The following is an 18,458-nucleotide window of genomic DNA, read 5'->3' as shown; positions in this document are numbered from 1 at the left end:
AAAAAAATCATTTATGTCTGAAAGTATTCCTTATTTAAATTATATGTAATATAAATAATATTGCAAGTAGATTACAATAAACTAAATAGAGTTTTATGGTGTAAACTGAAGGGAAATATAGAAGTATTATATACATGCTTATTTGAGGAGAGATATAAGTATGAAATTAAATAAATTGAGTTTGACAACAACCGTGCTATTGCTCATTGGACTTAATATAAATACAGTCGTATCTGCAGAAGCAGATTCCGACATGTCGATCGAGACATTAATTGAAGATGCTAAAGAACAGATTGATGAGTTAAACAGTTTCTATAAGGAATCTAAAACGACTTTAACGACGGATGAAATGACAACTGAACTCATCGTTAAAGAATGGATGAAACAAGAAGATTCAAATACATTACTCCGCTATGAGATTATTCATGATGAGGATGATGTAGATATTATCGTGGGTAGTGATGACTATGCGCTCAGCTATAATGAAAATGAAGCGGTCGCATATGAGTACATCCGTTCTACAAATGAGGAAGAAGATGAAGCATCTGAGTCAATTGTAAATGGCTATGATGATACACAGGCCGTATCCGTCATTGAGGCTGCGCTCGAGCAATATGATGTAACGATTGATGGAACAGAAGAAATATTGGACCGGGAATCCTATCATTTAATTTTTGAACCAAAAGCTGATGCGGACTTAACAAACACATTTGAAATGTGGGTGGACACAGAATTTTTTATTATTTTAAAACAACATGAGGTTGGTGAACGTCACGAATTTTTACTTGAGGTCACTGACATTGAAACTAACGAAGAGATAGATGACGGTATGTTTGAATTAGATATACCTGAAGATGTAGAAACGATCACACAAGAAACTGGAGAAGTATCATAAAAAAACACACCCATTGGCGCACAATGTACGAATGGGTGTTTCATGTGAGATGAGAGATTGTTATTTTTGGAAAGTACTGATCGCATGTTTATAAATAATATGCGATTTCTCATCAATCACTAACTCAATGACATATTTGTCAAAATTAGTAACGACGCCTTTCATCTGGAAGCCATTGACTAAAAATACCGTGACAACCTCTTCAGAATTTTTGACTTCGTTTAAAAAAGAGTCTTGCAAATCTTTGTTTGACATGGAAATCTCCCCTATCTATTTATAAATTGTTGAATATCTTCCATGATTGTCTCAATGCTATCCTTATCAACGTCATACCAAGTAACAGGTAGCTGATTTCTAAAAAATGTGAGCTGCCGTTTGGCATATCTTCTAGAGTTTTGTTGAATTTGTTCTATAACATCCTCGAGTGTCAATTCACCATTAAAGTAGCCATCAAATTCCTTATACCCAATCGCAGCATGTGCTGTTTTTGACAAACTGAAGTTCGTTGTTAAGTGATGAACTTCCTCTAACAAGCCCTCATCAAACATACCTCTAACTCGCATATTAATCCGCTCATATAGACGCTCACGTTCTCGATGTAATCCTATTATAAATATATCATATTTTGGTAAATTATTATAGGTAGATTTGTTAAAAAAATCACCTAAATCATGTCTAATAAGTGTTCTTATCATGCGTCGACGATTATTGGGATGTATTGTTTCTGCATACTCATTATTTTTATCGATGAGTTGCTCGTACAATATTTCATTGGTAAAAGATTCATAATGTTTATTCAATCGTTCCTTTTCTGCTTCATTCTCATCATTAAATTTATAGCTTTCATAAATTAATGACTTTATATATAAGCCTGTACCACCAACAATGAATGGGAGTTTTTCATGATCGTGTGCTGAGTTAATTAAAGACGTCACTTGATCTTGATACGCTTTTACAGAATAATCTTCATCAGGCTCTACTATATCTAACATATGATGAAGAACGCCTTCCTTTTCTTCCTCTGTAATCTTACCTGTCCCGATATCCATATGCTTATATATTTGCATTGAGTCACCGCTAATAATCTCAAAATCAAAGCGCTTAGCAATTTGAATACTCAATGCAGTTTTCCCGACCGCTGTCGGACCTATTAAAATTAATAATTTCTTTTTAGCCATTGTCATTAATCCAATCGATTATATTATCTATCACTTCATCACGATTTTTCTCATTCAGCACTTCATGTCGTGCATCCGGGTATAAGTGAACCTTTACGTCATTCACGGCGCGATTATAATTTTTAGCAAGTGTAAAAATATCTTTGCCCATATTGTTGATGGCATCATCCATTCCTGAAACAAACAAAACGTTAGGATTGTTCTTAATACGAGCAAGCATCGATTTCTTTAGTGATTTTTGCGAATAAAAGAGTGTCTCGTAAATTGCTTTTGTTGTCATTTTAAAACCACATAATGGATCGTCATTATACGATTTCACATTTTCTTCATTGCTGCTCAACCAACGATTTTTCTCAGTCCCATTAAACAACTTATCATTGACGTTAAGCGCGAGAAAGTTAACCACTTCAAGTTGTGATTTCGGTGAAATCACAGACAATGGCAAGAGCGCACCTGCACTGAGGATATCAAGGAAACTATTCTTAGTTAATGAACCAATAATAATGAATCGCGTAAACTGATTCATTGCCAGCAACTGACGTGCAACGATTGACCCCATCGAGTGTCCAACAATTACATGGGGTACATCTTTAGGTAAATGGCCAGCAACGGCAAGTGCATCACTAACGAGAGCGTCCATCGAGTCTATATCACCGTGATTCTCAGCATCTATTCCATGTCCGCGATGATCATATGTCAATACATAACCACCTGCATCCATGAGACGAGAGGCAAAATAATCATAACGACCCGAATGTTCAGACATACCATGCAACATAATTGCTGCAAACTTCGGAGAATCCGGCTGATATACGTTGACATTAATTTTGCGGGACTGGTTATATACTTGTATCATTTCTTTTTTCATAAGCACCCTACTTCATTATTCGATTAAATTGACGTTCAATATCGTTCGTGCTGTAGTGAATGATTACAGGTCTGCCGTGCGGACAAGTGTATGGAGACTCACATGCATTTAAATCATTGAGTAACTGTTCAATTTCAGAATTCGTCAAATAGCGATTGGCTTTAATTGAGCGTTTACAACTTAACATAATCGATACTTCTTCCTTATATGCTTGAATTGAAAACGAATCCTTCTCTAAGATAAAGTCTAGTAAATCTTGAATATCAACTTCTGGATTTTTACTGTTAATCCAGTTCGGATAGCTCATCACATGATACGTAGAATGACTAACTCGTTCAATTTCAAATCCCATCGTTTTTAAGTCATCCAGTTTTTCATCGATTGCAATAACATCCATTTGAGGAAACTCAAACGTATAAGGGATAAGCAGTGGCGTCGATTCAGAATTTTCATCGACATGTTGATAGTAATACTCGTACTTAATGCGCTCTTGCGCGGCATGCTGGTCCATTAAATATAGACCTTGATCATTTTGTAGTAACACATAAGTCCCGTGCAATTGACCGATGATTTCAAAATATGGCAACTTATCGGTTTTGACTTCAGGCTGTGTTTCTTGTTCTTCTTCGACTTCAACATTATCCGAAGCGCCATAATCCGTCTTTGTTTCCGTTTCATAATAATCCGGATAAACATCACGTCTTGACTGCACCTGTTCTTCTACAAACGGTTTACTCTTCTTACTAAAGTTCTGATAAGAATAATCAGGCGTCTTTGCTAAGTTAAGCACTTGTTGTTCCGTTAAAAATGGTTGCTCCGGCTCATCATGTGTAATTTCAGGTATTAATGGTGTACCACGCAATGTCGCTTTGACAGCTTCTTCGATTAAAACAAACAATGCACGGTCTTTTGAAATTCTTACTTCTAACTTGGTCGGATGGACGTTTACATCGACAAGTTTTGGGTCCATATCGATGTTTAAAAAAGCGATTGGGTATTTATCTTTAGGTAACAACGAATGATAACCGTTAATGATTGCCTGTGAGATGCCAAAGTTTTTAATATGACGTTGGTTGATCGACACATGAATGTAATTTTTATTGCTTCTTGAAATTTCGGGCTTCACGATAAATCCAGTAATATTAAAATCCTGTGTTTCATGCTCAAACGGAATGGCAGCCTTAGCGATGTTGAGTCCATAAATGTCTGCAATAACTTCTTTTAAATTACCGTTGCCCTTTGTCTGTACACGCGTGCTACCATCGAGTTCAAGTTTAAATGCGACATTCGGATGAGCAATTGCCACGCGTGAGATGACATCGATAATTTTTCCAGCTTCTGTTTTTAAATGACGAACGTATTTCAGACGAGCGGGTGTATTATAAAACAGGTTTTCAATTAAAATATCTGTGCCAACACGCTCTTTACCATCGGTCAGTTCAATTTGTTCCCCACCATGATATGTCAATTTAAATGGTGAACTCTCACGATTGAAACTTTCAATCGTTGCATGTGAAACAGAACCAATTGATGCCAATGCTTCGCCACGAAAACCTAACTGACGTACTTGAAACAAATCATAATCATTTTCAATTTTTGACGTTGCATGACGCTCAAACACAAGCGGGGCATCTTCTTTTCTTATACCGTGGCCATCATCAATAATTCGAATGGACTTCATACCGCTCTCTTCAATGTACACCGTCACATCCGATGCATCTGCATCAATCGCATTTTCAACAAGCTCTTTCACGACAGAACTTGGACGTTCTACCACTTCACCCGCAGCAATTTTATCTTGTAAAATCTTATCCAGTACTTTAATTTTGCTCATTATCAATTATCACCTAACTTGTCTTTTAATCGCTGTAGTTCATTTAACGCATCGATTGGTGTCAGTTGGTTAATGTCTAATGATTCTAGTATCAATTCAATTTCAGATTGTTCTACTGGCGTTTCCGTATCTTCAAATGATAAGGACAATTGATTCTCGTTAGATTTCGCTTGTTTTTCAAAAGAAAACAACAGTTCATCTGCACGTTTTGTCACATGTTCCGGTAACTCCGCAAGACGCGCAACATGCACACCATAGCTACGTTCCACAGCTCCTGATTTCACCTTGTGTAAGAACACAAGTTTACCTTGATGTTCACTTGCCTTTACATGAACATTTTTCAATCCAAACATTGTTTGATCAAGTTGAGTCAACTCATGATAATGTGTCGAGAACAATGTTTTCGCTCCGATATTATTGTGAATATACTCGAGCATCGCTTGAGCAAGTGCCATCCCGTCATACGTACTCGTACCACGACCGAGCTCATCAAAAACAATCAAACTATCCTTCGTCGCGTTTTGAAGTGCATCATTCGCCTCTAACATCTCAATCATAAATGTCGATTTACCCGATGCTAAATCATCACTCGCACCAATACGAGTAAAGATTTGATCGAATATCGGCAATGTCGCAGATTTCGCAGGGACATACATGCCCATCTGAGCCATGACACTAATAATTGCAGTCTGTCTTATATACGTTGATTTACCACTCATGTTCGGTCCGGTAATCAAATACATAAATATCGAATTATCCATATCTATGCTATTCGGCACATACGTATTTTGGCCAATCACACGCTCTACCACAGGGTGACGACCATCTTCAATAGATAATACATTCTGATCAAATCGAGGCTTTACGAGCTGATATTCACTCGTCACATGCGCAAATGAAATCAAGCAATCCAGTGTACTAATGTGTTCAGCCGTCATCTGTAATGGTTGAATATATGACTCCATCAACTCTCGAAGCTCTAAAAATAACTGATACTCTAAGCGCACACTCTCATCCTGTGCATTGATGATTTCATCTTCCATTTCCTTTAATTCAGGCGTGATGAAACGCTCTGCATTTGTCAACGTCTGTTTACGATGATAACTAAATGCTTCCGCATCAAAATTCAGTGCATTCGCTTTTGAAATCTCAATATAATAACCGAACACTTTGTTGTATCCAACCTTTAATTGACGAATACCTGTACGTGTTCTTTCAGCCTCAATATACTCATCTAAATACGCTCGACCATTTTTAGAAATATCACGTAATCTATCCAGTTCCTCATTAAAACCAGATTTAAATATATTACCTTCACGCACAGTCTTCGGTGCATCTTCATTCAATCTGCTAGAAAGCACTTCATGAACTTCTTTCAAGGGATCAAAGTCATTAAACAGATGGTGCTCAGTTAACTTTAATTGATCGAGCAATGTCTTTACATCAGGCAACTTCTCCAATGAATGCATCAATTGTACGAGGTCCTTCGCATCAACATTTCCAAACGATAAACGCCCGACCAAGCGCTCGATATCATATACATGATCCAAATACGCTTTAAGGTCCTCACGCTCGATAAAATGCTCGAGCAATGTATTCACAACGTGATGACGATCTTTTATTGCGTTTAAATCAATCAGTGGTTTTTCAATCCACTTTTTAAGCTTACGCTTCCCCATCGGTGTCGTCGTACGATTCAAGTACCAGTAGAGAGAACCTTTCGTTTTCTTTGTCTGCAAGCTCTCGATCAATTCCAAGTTAGATAATGCGACATAGTTGAGTTGCATAAATGCTTTCACATTATGCTGTTGAACCGGTTTAAAGTGTTTCAGTTCCTTCATGTTATGCTTGTATATATAAGTCATTAATAACGAGAGATTCGATAATTCGTCATCATGAATCTCTGAATACGTGTCAAGTTCAAATCGTTCAATTTCATTGAACACAGTATAGAAAGGTGGGTCCTTAAATAGCTCCTTTAACAGCACTTCACTTGCATCATTCACAACAATCTCACGCGGACGAATGCGTCCAATTTCACTCTTAACTAAATCTAAATCCGTTGTGAAAAAACTCGATATCTCACCTGTCGAAATGTCAGAATAAGCGATGCTTACACCATAATCAGAACGAAACAAAGAAAGAATATAGTTACTGCTCGCATCATCCATCCCGAAATCATCAATCAGCGTCCCAGGCGTAATAATGCGAACAACTTCGCGCTTAACCATCCCTTTCGTCGTCGCCGGATCTTCCATTTGCTCACAGATGGCGACTTTAAAGCCATTGTCAATTAGTTTTTCAATATAACCCTTTACAGAATGGTATGGCACACCACACATCGGGATCGGATCCTTCTTCTTATCACGCGTCGTTAACGTGATTTCCAACACCTTGCTTGCCGTAATCGCATCTTCGTAAAATAACTCGTAAAAATCCCCGAGTCTAAATAGTAGAAGTGCATCAGGATATTGGTCTTTTATCGATAAATATTGTTTCATCATTGGCGTTACATTCGTCATTATACTCAACTCACGATCACAAATTTCTTTCTGTTATTATATCATTTATTCATGGTGAAATTAAAAAAGCTACTTTCCGTTTGAGGAGAGTAGCAAATATATCAACGTTTGTTGTTTTCCTTTAATAAATCCTTCAATTCTTCCATGTGTTTTTCAATGCGGGATACTTTGTTGTTGTTCTGAATGAGTAGAAAGCTAAATAAAACTAAAATGATAATGAATAATATCGGAATACCAATCATCATGATCTGCATCATGTAAATAATCAAATCTATATCTTCAATCAGCCATTCAAAATCCAGTTTGGACCAATCGATATCTGGTAAATCGAACATCCCATCACCTCGTTATAATAGTCATACCAAATCATATACTTTGTGAGGCGAAAATAACAAGTGAAAAAAAGGCTTGCTAGTTTTAATTTTAATTTGTGCACAATCTAATCATTAAAATCTAAATGAAACCACAGAAAATATGGGTTTTGTTATGATAGATAGGAATATCTGTTAAACATTCGCACTCGTTTAAACCAAAATCAAATCTAGGTTTACAATTATTTAGTTAGAGATAGAGGAATCATTTAGCTTCCATTGAAACCAACGTCCGTGGCCATCTGTATCTCCGACTATTAATTTCGTTTCTTTGCCATTTATCCAATAATCAAGGTGTAATGATTTATCCCAAATATTATTGTATACATGAACAACATCTCTTTCTAAACCTATTTTCTCAATTTTATTTAATAAATTTATTTTCATATCCTTTGGCATTTGGTTAGCCACATGTGTATGGAAAACACATATTGCTTGATCTATAGGTATTTCCTTTACGATACTATCAAGCAATAGTACACCGTCACCATTTATAAGATTTGGAGGGTGTTTTTTTTAACAGTTCAGCAGCATCATCAAAAAGCTTTAATCTCTCTTTATGTTCAGGCCAAATGAGTGATTTTAACCAGTTATAATCTTCATCATTATTAAAGTCAATGATATTTAAATCTACACCAATCCTACTTTTAACAGGTGGACTTGAAATGGGAATTTCAGGTCGTTCACCTTTAACTTCTGCCGTTATATGAACTGTTGAATTAACATCTCCGAATTTATTATCATTTCCGTATGAATAACTAAACTTATCCCACATTAATTGCAGCCCTGCACTTGTCCCTATTTCAATCATAGCCAAGGGTTTATTTACTTGATTAAATGCATAACAAAATGTTGGATAAAGATAAGCACATCGTCTTACTTCATTTGTCTGCACTAATTTACTCTTCACAATGTTTATTATTTTTTGTTTATTTTTAAGGCAAAAATCCTTAAATAAAGGAAAAGACCCTTCCTTATTTTTTGGAGGATTAGTTATACTTTCATAATAATCTTTCAACTGATGATTTGAACCTTGTAATAACAAGTAATGAACAGCGCCAAATAACATGTTTGGCTTGGGCTGTCCTTCACTTACATAAGTAGATAACTCAAGTAATTGCTCATCCGAAGCTATTTGTAAAGATAGAAATTCATACAATTCACTCGTACCTTTGCATTCTTCCTCGGAAAATCTTTTAAACATATTAGACAAAGCTTTCTGATCCACATAATTCACCCTTTTGTCTGGTTTTAATGTTCCATATAGAATCTTCGTTCAGTCAACCTTTGAACTTACTCTTTTAAGCTAAAAGAATGAGTAATACTAATCTTTAACTAGACTGCCAATAGATCTTCAAAAACCCTCGGATTACCTGTTTACTTTAAAATATAGTCCCATTTTTCCCTTTAATATTTAAAAATCGTTTTGTCTCATATTGAAGCTGATGATGGAATTATACACATGCTACTATACTCCACTTTTCTAAACTGTGCTCACTCACAACTTTTTTCGGGATCAAGTAAGCACTAAATCAGAAACTGTGGTAACTCACTCCACTTTTCGGGCTCGAGTTACCACGAAATCACAATCTGTGGTAACTCACTCCATTTTTCGGGCTCGAGTTACCACAAAATCACAATCCGTGGTAACTCACTCCATTTTTTGGGCTCGGGTTACCACGAAATTAAAAGCCGTGCTTACTCACAACATTTTTCAAGCTTGAGTAAGCACGAAATCAGAAACCATGCCAATTCAACACATTTTTCGAGATTGAGTTGGCACGAAATCAGAAACCGTGATCACTCAATCCATTTTTTGTGCTTGAGTTAGCACTAATTCAAATCCCCTGTCAACTCACCACATTTTTCGAGCGTGAGTTAGCGATAAACCTAAATAGTCGCTAACTCAAAGGAATTTTTCGGGCTGAGTTAGCGATTAATAAAAAACCTGCTACTTCACACCATTTTTCAACCCCGAAGTAGCAGTAAATCAAAAAAGCTGCTACTTCGTACGCAAATTCATGCTCGAAGTAGCAGCCTCACCAAACCTTAACCAAAACCGCACCAAAAAACCAATATTAAATTACTTTATCTCTGTCTGATTCGGCTGGTTACGCACCTCAGCACCAGTCTGGCCCTTCAATAAGTCGCCACCTGTTGATTTGATGACTTCTTCAGTCACTGTTGAACTAATTGCGTGCGACACCATCTGTAAAATCTGATTCACTTGTGTTTGGGATTCTTTAAACTGATCCACAATTGGCATCTCATCTAGTTCATCCTGAATTTTTTCTATTTTTTCTTCTGTCATCTTCAACGCTTTTTCTTTACCATACTGCTGGAAGTTCACCGCTTGCTTTTGCAAGCTTTTCAAGCTCGCCATTCTTTTTCTAACGTCTTCATTTTCATGAATTTTAGCTTCTGCTTTTTTAAAAAACTCAACCTGCTCTGTATTCGCAATCATACGGCCTAATTCTTTTGCTTCTTTTACGATTTCATCCTTTGAGTACATTAAATTTCCACCTTATTTTTGTTCACCACTTCGATAAACTCACCATCTAGTGAATAGTTTCGAGCATGATTTATTTTTACTTTTACTATTTTACCTATAACACTATCATCTGGCGCAGTAAAATTCACAAGTTTTTGCTTATCCGTATACCCCGCGTAAATATCATCACGCTTTTTAGATGTACCTTCACACAGTACTTCTACTGTCTCACCTACGAATTTAGACAACGCATGCGCCGTATTATGTGTCACCACGCGATTCAAACGCTGTAAACGATCTCGTTTTACTTCGTCTGATACATTATCTTTCATTTTTGCAGCTGGCGTACCTTCTCGCGGTGAGTAGATGTACGTATAAGCATGTTCAAATCCAACTTCCTCATATAGTGAAATCGTATCTAAAAACTGCTCTTCTGTTTCGTTTGGATATCCGACGATGATATCTGTTGTTAATGCGACATCTGGCATTCTCTCACGGATTTTCTTCACGAGTTCTAAATAGCTTTCTCGCGTATATTTCCTACCCATGATTTTAAGGACTTGGTCATTTCCTGACTGAACTGGTAAATGGATATGCGGCATCATATTTTCACCTTCAGCAAGTGCATCGATTAGACTGTCGGAGAAATCCCAAGGGTGTGATGTCGTAAAGCGTACGCGTGGGATATCGATTTTCGAAATGTCTCGCATAAGATCACCAAGATCATAATCGATATCTAAATCTTTACCGTACGCGTTGACGTTTTGTCCAAGTAAACAAATTTCTTGGTAACCATTTGCTGCAAGTTCTTTTACTTCTGATAAAATTTCTTCCGGCATACGACTGCGTTCTTTACCACGTGTAAACGGCACGATGCAATATGTACAGAACTTGTCACAACCGTAAATGATATTTACCCATGCTTTTGTTGCGCCATCTCGTACTTTTGGTAAGTTTTCAATGACGTCACCTTCTTTAGACCATACTTCAATAACCTTCGCATTAGACATATATGCTTCGTCTAAAATGTTTGGCAGACGGTGAATATTATGTGTACCAAAGATCATGTCAACGTTTTGGTATGATTCTAGTATTTTATTCACAACTGATTCTTCTTGCGCCATACAACCGCAGACACCGATCAACACATCTGGTCGCTCAAGCTTTAAGTGTTTTAAGTTACCAATTTCACCAAACACTTTATTTTCAGCGTTTTCACGAATTGCACAAGTATTAAGCAAGATAACATCCGCATCATTTACATCTGTCGTATGCGCGTAGTCGAGTGCTGTAAAAATACCGGCCATAATTTCTGTATCGTGAATGTTCATTTGACATCCGTAAGTTTTGATGTAAAACTTACGTCCTTTACCCATGCCTTTAAACTTTTCATCTATATTGAAATCCGAATGCACAACATCAGATTTTCCACGCACTTTGGCATCCTTCAAATTTGGTGGCTGATACACATTATCAAAGTATTTACTGTAGTCTTTCTCTTCTTTTTTTGACGTATTTACTTTAGAATGTGCTCTTCTCTGTTCTTCATTCATTTTAAAACCTACTTTCTACGTCCTAGAATTCTTCTATTAAGTATATAGGTTTTGTATGATATTTTCAAAAGAGTTTTAAGCAATTACATTATCTATTTCAAATATTGGAAGTGCGCCACCGAGAACGAATCCTAAGTAGACGACGATGGCAATTAACACGACAAACAACATATCATAGATTGATAGTGATGTCTTATAGTAATACGTTCTTGGTCCGTTCGTGAATCCTTTAGATTCCATCGCGATTCCCAAGCGAAATGCACGGCGTATACTTTGGGAAAGCAGAGTCACAATCAACGTGATAAACCCTGTTAAACCTCTCGTATATTTTCTTGGTACTAAAGCACCGCGTACAAGTCGAGTACGTCTAAGTGTTAAATATTCATCGAAGATAATCGGTACCATGCGAATACCAGCCATAAATGCATAGGCAAACTTTGGTGGTAATTTCACCTGTTGCATCAAGCTGTAAAATACATCAGTAATTTTAGTCGTAAAAATAATTAAAGAGCCAAATGATGACATGACAAACCCACGCATGAATATATGGCCACCACGCATCAAACTCTCCTCAGTGATATGGATTAATCCCCATTGAAATAGCGTTGTTTCTCCTTCACCGTAAAAGACCATGTACATCACCGATATGGTGCTGAGTAGTAAAAGGATGATGATCATACCGAGTAGATAATGGTATTTTATCCCCGAGAAGATAAAGAGAATTACAGTCATGAGTACTGCCAGGTAAAACATGATATTTGGATTATGTATAAAGACGACGAGCGGGAACATTAGGGTCGCGACGAGGATCATTGTGACCGGATTGACTGAATCAACGAATGTTCTATACCATTTGAAGCGATCAAACATGAACATCACCCACTTCGATGAGTGACTTATTATCAATTAAAAGTCTTCTTGACGGATAGCGTTTTTTAATTTCTTCATCGTGCGTGATCATGATGATTGTGATGCCAGAACGTACGAGTTCATCAAATAGTTCTAATAGTTTGAATGTATTGTTTCGATCTAGTCCAAACGTCGGTTCATCAAATAGAATAACTTCTGGCGTCTGTGTGATGGCAGTCGTTACGCTTAATCGACGTTTTTGTCCGACTGAAATTTCCAGTGGATGCAAATCTTTTAAATGTTCTAACCCGAAGCGTTCAAGCAATTCCAAGCCGATTTGCTTAGCTTCTAATTCTTCGTGTGTACGCTCAAAATTTATGGATACTTCATTTAATACATTATTTGTCATAAACTGTAGTTCAGGATTTTGAAACACTGGAAATACTTTTCCTTTATAATCCTTCGTTTTCTTTATGAATTTATCTTTGTAATAGACAGCACCTTCATGCTTAATCAGCTTCATGAGTGAGAGTAGTATCGATGTCTTTCCACTGCCATTCTCACCTTCTAAAGTGATCCATTCACCTTTGTTTATGTTTAGTTTATCGATATGAACGATCTGTTTTTTGCCTCGTGTCACTGCCATATCTTCAAGTGTTAATACAGTTTCATCTTGCTCTTTAATTTTATTAAATACCGGCGCTTTCTCCCACGATCTAGGATGCCATATACCAAATTCATCAAGCAGGTTGATATGCTTATTTAACGTTTCTTCTGGAGTACCTATATATATAATTTCTCCGTTGTGATTCATCATAACGATTCTATCGACGATATCCCAAATAAACTCGACGCGATGTTCTACTATGATGACTGTCTTATCTTGCCATACATTGACAATCGTATCCCACAGATGACGTGCCGACTGAGCATCTAACATGCTCGTCGGTTCGTCTAAAAATAATGTGTCCGCTTGCTGCAGTAAAGTGCTCGCAATGGCTAATTTTTGTTTCATCCCACCGCTTAACTGGTGAATACGCATATTGAGATCCACATTGAGACCGACAGTTTGAAGCACGGCTTCAAACTGTTCATCCATATCATCTCTGGGCACATTTCTATTCTCTAAAATAAACGCGAGTTCTTCTGCGATCGTGGGCATCGTAAATTGTGAATCTGGGTCTTGAAATACAAATGCACCGTTCTCTGCCGTTTCTAGCACTTCGTGTTTCATCGGAATATCGATGACTTTTGGAATGAGTTTACCCATCACATTGAGCAATGTACTCTTCCCTGAACCACTGGGCCCCACGAGTAAAATTTTTTCATTCTGCTCTATTTTGATCGATAAATCATCGAATATTTTTTCTTTTGCATCTGGATATTTTAAACGCAAATTTTCAATGATTATTGACATTATAATTCCTCGTGATGTTGCTGTCGGTCACCCAAGAACTTCAGCACACCGGTCTTCTGTACGGCTTTGTAAATGACCCATGCAAACCATCCAGCAATAAGTGCACCACTAATCAATCTAAATCCGAAGTAAAGAATCAAGTTCCAAGTTTCTATATGTCCTAGGTAACCATAATACCAATCGAGCGGTGCAGTAGATAGCGCAGCCGCAGAACCTGCAAGCATCGCAACCATCACACTTGTAGATTTATATTTAAAAATAGCAAACACGATTTCACATGCGATTCCTTGTATTAATCCATAAACCATCAAAGTCGTATTAAATTCTAACAAAATGATTGTTTCTGCTGATGCTGCACCAAACTCTGCAAGTATTGCAACACCCGGCTTTCTGATTATTAGATATGCTACTACAGCTGCAATGAACCACATTCCATACATCAATTCATTAACATGAAGTCCTGTGACGGAAAGTGCAGAATACACTGGCCCCCACACTGAATATACAACTGCAAATACCAACGCGATGACGATTGTTATTAAAACATCTGTTAACGTTAACCCTCTTCTAACTGCCAAATTTACTTCCTCCACTTTTATATTAAGACACAAAAATGCACACCACTAACGTGTGATGTGCATATATATAATGGTACCTTAAATATATGCCACTTCCCTACGCTAGTATGATCTAGATCAGGTAATAAGGGTGAGTCTCAGCCCGTGTGGGCACCCCTAGTGGTATGCGATTTATATCTCATATAATAGTCTACCAATCGTGACTTAAAATTTCAACTTTTAAATGAAACTTAGTCATTATTCGAAATCATTTCATAGTATCTTCCGCCATGTGCCATCAGTTCCTCTTCCGTTCCACTTTCTAACATTTCACCATTTTCAAGAACAAAAATACGGTCCACTGCTTTAATCGTGTTTAGGCGGTGCGCGATAATGATACTCGTTCGACCTTTCATTAATGACTCAAGCGCATCTTGAATTTTCAACTCTGTCACCGTATCGATACTACTTGTCGCTTCATCCAGTAATAATATCGCAGGGTCTGTAATGAATGCGCGAGCGATTGATAACAGTTGTTTCTGTCCTTGAGAAACGAAACCTTCATCAAGTTCTAAAACAGTATCATAACCGTTTTCTAATTCCATAATAAACTCATGAGCATTTGCTAATTTTGCTGCGCGTATGATTTCCTCATCCGTGGCATCAAGTTTACCGTAGCGAATATTATCTTTAATACTTGCTTCAAACAGATACGGATCTTGTAGTACAAACGCTGTTTGTGAACGTATAGTTGAACGCTTATATTTATTTAAATTGATCTCATCAACAAGGATTTCACCGCCATCTACTTCATAGAAACGGGCGAGCAGTTGCATGACCGTCGTCTTACCTGCCCCTGTTGCACCAATTAGTGCGACGGATTCCCCAGCCTTAATATTAAAGGTCAAGTCGTTAATCGTTGGTTTTGACTGATCCTTATCATAGCTGAATACAACATTTTTAAAATCAATGTTACCGTGGATAATTTTCTCTTCGATTTCACCCGAATCATCCTCAGGTTCTGTGTCGATAATACCGAATACGCGTTCAGCACCTGCAATCGCAGATAGAACTTGGTTAAACTGGTTGGCTAAATCTGCGAGTGGACGTGTAAATTGACGTGCATACTCAGCGAAAATTACAATCGTACCGACTGTGACAATTCCATCCGTGTAAAACACAAGTAAACCACCGACACCAGCAACAAGAGTAAATCCTAAGTTGTTTAACATGTTCATAATCTTAGGAATCATCCCTGCATATAAGAATGCCCAGAATGTTGTATCTCGTAAGTTGGCTGCCTTTTCATCAAAATCTTTAATAGCTGTTTCTTCTTGTGAGAATACTTTAACAATTTCTTGCCCAGAAACAATCTCTTCAATATAGCCGTTTAACTCACCTGTACGTTGTTGTCGTTTCTTATAAAGTGGACCTGTACGACTTGTAACAAATCGAATACCGATGAACAATAACGGAATAATTGTCAGTGTAACGACTGTCAAGAGCGGACTTAAATAAATCATTACTGAAACTGTACCGATTAGAGTCACGATACTTAATGTAAACTGTATAAATGAAGAGTTTAACGTTTGTGATATCGTCTCAATATCATTCGTCATACGGCTCATTAATTCCCCATGCTGTCGCTTATCAAAAAATCGAACAGAGAGTACTTGCATGTGTGAGAACAAGCGTTCCCGCATGCGATATACAGTTCTTTGTGCGAGTCCGACCATCGTAAAACTCGCCACATATTGGGAGATTGCATGACCGATATAAATTGCCAGTAAGATGAGGAGAATCGTCATTAATCCATCCATTTCACCTGCAATAAAATAGTTATCAACGATGTGACCGACTAAAAATGGTCCAGCAATACTGAGTAATGCAACCCCGATGACAAATATTACGATGAAGAGTAACAATATGCGTTCATGCGAGATAAACTTCCAAAGACGTTTTAACGTGCCCCATATATCATTTGCTTTTTGATCGATTGGTCTACCGTGACGATCCATTCTCGTCACATTTCCCTTAATTTCTTCTTTCGTCAAAATCTTTTTGAATCCGAATGGTTCATTGAAAAACTTAATCATCGAAACTACCTCCTTTGCTCTGTGATTCAACAATTTCTTGATAGAGCTTAGATGTGTTCATCAACTCATCATGAGAACCGATGGCGCTGATTTCACCTTTATCTAGAAGGAGAATACGATCTGCTGTTTTCGCTGTAATCACTTTTTGAGTCACGATAACTCGCGTTGCGTTTAAATCTTTTAATGCTTCCCACAATGCGTTTTCAGTTTTTATATCGAGTGCAGATGTACTATCATCTAATATTAAAATCGATGGTTTTCTAACGAGCGCACGTGCGATTGACAGACGTTGTTTCTGACCACCAGAAAGTGTGACGCCACGCTGACCGACAATTGTGCGATATTGGTTATCAAAGTTTTTAATATTATCATGTATTTGCGCGCGTTGCGTTGCGACCATCACATCTTCTTCAAGCGCTTCTAAATCTCCCCATAACAAGTTCTCATAAATACTACCTGAGAATAATGTTGAAGATTGTGGTACATAACCTATCGTCTGGCGAAGATCATCTTCATTCCAGTCTTCAACATTTTTGTCATTGACGATGACCGAACCTTCCGTCGTCTTATACATGCGTGGTATTAAGCTCAGCAAGGTCGATTTACCGGCACCAGTACCACCCATGATAACGAATTTCTCATTTGGATTAATCCTAAACGTAATATTTTTAAGGACTTCCTTCTTCGTGCCTGGATATCTAAATGATACATTGTTAAATTCAACTGTTCCTGCAGTATCTTCGATTAACGTTGGTGTTTTATCGTCCGTGTTAATCGGCGCATCTAACACTTCATTCATACGATCTGACGATGCTTTCGCACGTGAGAATGCCATTATGATGAATGCAAACATACCAAACCCGTTCTGCATACGTAGACCATAGTTAATTACGGCGACAACTTCACCGACTTGTACCGCGTTGTTTTGTAACATGTCTGAGGCGAACCAGATGACGATAAGAATACTACCGTTCATGATGATAAGTAGCACGGGCATAATCGTTTCCATTAATCGCAGTGCATACATCGTGTCATCACGCAGTCGCGCTGCAACTTTTTGGAATCTATTTGATTCAAACTCACCGCGGTCATTCGCTTTAATTAATCGAACAGCTTCTAAATTTTGTTGGATGAATCTGTTGATTTGGTCTATACGTTTCTGAACGCGCATGAATATCTTTGCACCAAAACGCGCAACAATAAATAAGAAAATAAGTAAAACTGGCGTGAGCATTGATAAGTAAAATCCGAGTGTTGGGTTGACGACGAACGCCATCGCAAGTGAACCAAATACGAGTAATGGTGCACGTAAGACGATTCGCAGTGACATGTAGAGTAACATTTCGACTTGTAAGACGTCTTGCGTCAGTCGTGTGATTAAACTCGAAGTTTGGAACTTTGAAAGTGTGCCTAAACTAAAATACTGAATTCGATTAAATAGTGCACGTCTCAAGTCATAACTGAACATATTTGCTGCAAAACTGGAGAAGTATGAGTTAAATATACCCCCAGTAAATGCAATGAGACTGACTAAGAGCATGACTCCTAAATAAAACCAAACCGTGTTAATATCCTGTGCAACGATACCATCATCGATAACTTTCGAAATAAAAAACGGTTGAACTAAATCGACGACAAGTTCGATAAACATAAGAATTAACGCAATCATTATGTAAAACTTGTATTTCCAAGCGTAACTAAATATGCGTAGCAAACTGACCAACTCTTTCCTGTTTCTTTCGATTTCCGAAGTAATAAATATATTATGACATAATTCTGACAAATTGCATATGCTAATGATTGAAATCAGAAGAATTTATTTTAAAA

14 protein-coding genes, 1 pseudogene and 1 riboswitch are annotated in these 18,458 nt (G+C 37.4%); of the genes and pseudogenes, 1 reads left to right on the top strand and 14 read right to left on the bottom strand.

Going from position 1 to position 18,458, the window contains the following annotated elements; translation table 11 throughout:
• Positions 1-160: 160 nt before the first annotated feature.
• The gene (locus BMW30_RS01135; RefSeq protein WP_091473062.1) at positions 161-895 is read left to right on the top strand and encodes a LolA family protein; all 735 of its coding nucleotides are present in this window, start codon (positions 161-163) and stop codon (positions 893-895) included.
• Positions 896-955: 60 nt separating this feature from the next.
• Here the strand turns inward: BMW30_RS01135 and hfq are convergent, their stop codons facing one another.
• The 14 genes and pseudogenes from hfq to BMW30_RS01065 all read right to left on the bottom strand — a co-directional run bounded on the left by hfq (position 956) and on the right by BMW30_RS01065 (position 18,300).
• Positions 956-1,150, bottom strand: a complete 195-nt coding sequence (hfq, locus tag BMW30_RS01130; RefSeq protein WP_091473060.1) for an RNA chaperone Hfq — start codon at positions 1,148-1,150, stop codon at positions 956-958.
• Between the two features lie 11 nt (positions 1,151-1,161).
• Positions 1,162-2,073: a tRNA (adenosine(37)-N6)-dimethylallyltransferase MiaA gene (gene miaA, locus BMW30_RS01125; protein WP_091473058.1), complete on the bottom strand. Its 912-nt coding sequence runs from the start codon at positions 2,071-2,073 to the stop codon at positions 1,162-1,164.
• Complete coding sequence (locus BMW30_RS01120; protein WP_091473056.1) at positions 2,066-2,941, bottom strand: alpha/beta fold hydrolase; 876 nt, start codon at positions 2,939-2,941, stop codon at positions 2,066-2,068. The genes miaA and BMW30_RS01120 overlap by 8 nt, the downstream gene beginning before the upstream one ends.
• 7 nt (positions 2,942-2,948) lie before the next feature.
• Positions 2,949-4,775 carry a DNA mismatch repair endonuclease MutL gene (gene mutL / locus BMW30_RS01115; RefSeq protein WP_091473054.1) on the bottom strand — a complete coding sequence of 609 codons (1,827 nt, stop codon included), beginning with the start codon at positions 4,773-4,775 and terminating at the stop codon, positions 2,949-2,951.
• A gap of 2 nt (positions 4,776-4,777) precedes the next feature.
• On the bottom strand, positions 4,778-7,297 hold the full coding sequence (gene mutS / locus BMW30_RS01110) for a DNA mismatch repair protein MutS (protein ID WP_091473052.1): 2,520 nt from the start codon (positions 7,295-7,297) through the stop codon (positions 4,778-4,780).
• A gap of 101 nt (positions 7,298-7,398) precedes the next feature.
• A complete protein-coding gene (locus tag BMW30_RS01105; RefSeq protein WP_091473050.1) occupies positions 7,399-7,632 on the bottom strand; it encodes a hypothetical protein in 234 nt (77 codons plus the stop codon).
• A 222-nt stretch (positions 7,633-7,854) separates the two neighbouring features.
• A pseudogene (locus BMW30_RS01100) lies at positions 7,855-8,872 on the bottom strand (DUF2332 domain-containing protein).
• Between the two features lie 879 nt (positions 8,873-9,751).
• Positions 9,752-10,180, bottom strand: a complete 429-nt coding sequence (locus BMW30_RS01095; RefSeq protein ID WP_091473047.1) for a YlbF/YmcA family competence regulator — start codon at positions 10,178-10,180, stop codon at positions 9,752-9,754.
• Positions 10,180-11,712, bottom strand: a complete 1,533-nt coding sequence (gene miaB / locus BMW30_RS01090) for a tRNA (N6-isopentenyl adenosine(37)-C2)-methylthiotransferase MiaB (protein ID WP_091473045.1) — start codon at positions 11,710-11,712, stop codon at positions 10,180-10,182. Before miaB ends, BMW30_RS01095 begins: the two co-directional genes overlap by 1 nt.
• A gap of 75 nt (positions 11,713-11,787) precedes the next feature.
• Positions 11,788-12,582, bottom strand: a complete 795-nt coding sequence (locus BMW30_RS01085; protein WP_091473042.1) for an energy-coupling factor transporter transmembrane component T family protein — start codon at positions 12,580-12,582, stop codon at positions 11,788-11,790.
• Positions 12,575-13,978, bottom strand: a complete 1,404-nt coding sequence (locus tag BMW30_RS01080; protein WP_091473039.1) for an ABC transporter ATP-binding protein — start codon at positions 13,976-13,978, stop codon at positions 12,575-12,577. Before BMW30_RS01080 ends, BMW30_RS01085 begins: the two co-directional genes overlap by 8 nt.
• The gene (locus tag BMW30_RS01075; RefSeq protein WP_091473038.1) at positions 13,978-14,556 is read right to left on the bottom strand and encodes an ECF transporter S component; all 579 of its coding nucleotides are present in this window, start codon (positions 14,554-14,556) and stop codon (positions 13,978-13,980) included. The genes BMW30_RS01080 and BMW30_RS01075 overlap by 1 nt, the downstream gene beginning before the upstream one ends.
• 77 nt (positions 14,557-14,633) lie before the next feature.
• Positions 14,634-14,724, bottom strand: a riboswitch (TPP riboswitch).
• Positions 14,725-14,786: 62 nt separating this feature from the next.
• Positions 14,787-16,631 carry an ABC transporter ATP-binding protein gene (locus tag BMW30_RS01070; protein WP_091473036.1) on the bottom strand — a complete coding sequence of 615 codons (1,845 nt, stop codon included), beginning with the start codon at positions 16,629-16,631 and terminating at the stop codon, positions 14,787-14,789.
• Positions 16,624-18,300, bottom strand: a complete 1,677-nt coding sequence (locus BMW30_RS01065; RefSeq protein WP_245705604.1) for an ABC transporter ATP-binding protein — start codon at positions 18,298-18,300, stop codon at positions 16,624-16,626. The genes BMW30_RS01070 and BMW30_RS01065 overlap by 8 nt, the downstream gene beginning before the upstream one ends.
• Positions 18,301-18,458 lie beyond the last annotated feature (158 nt).

The organism is Aliicoccus persicus (genome assembly GCF_900110815.1).
GTDB classification, from domain to species: Bacteria; Bacillota; Bacilli; order Staphylococcales; family Salinicoccaceae; genus Aliicoccus; species Aliicoccus persicus.
Note: the sequence above shows the minus strand (reverse complement) of the source record. Positions and strands in the feature narration are given on the sequence as shown.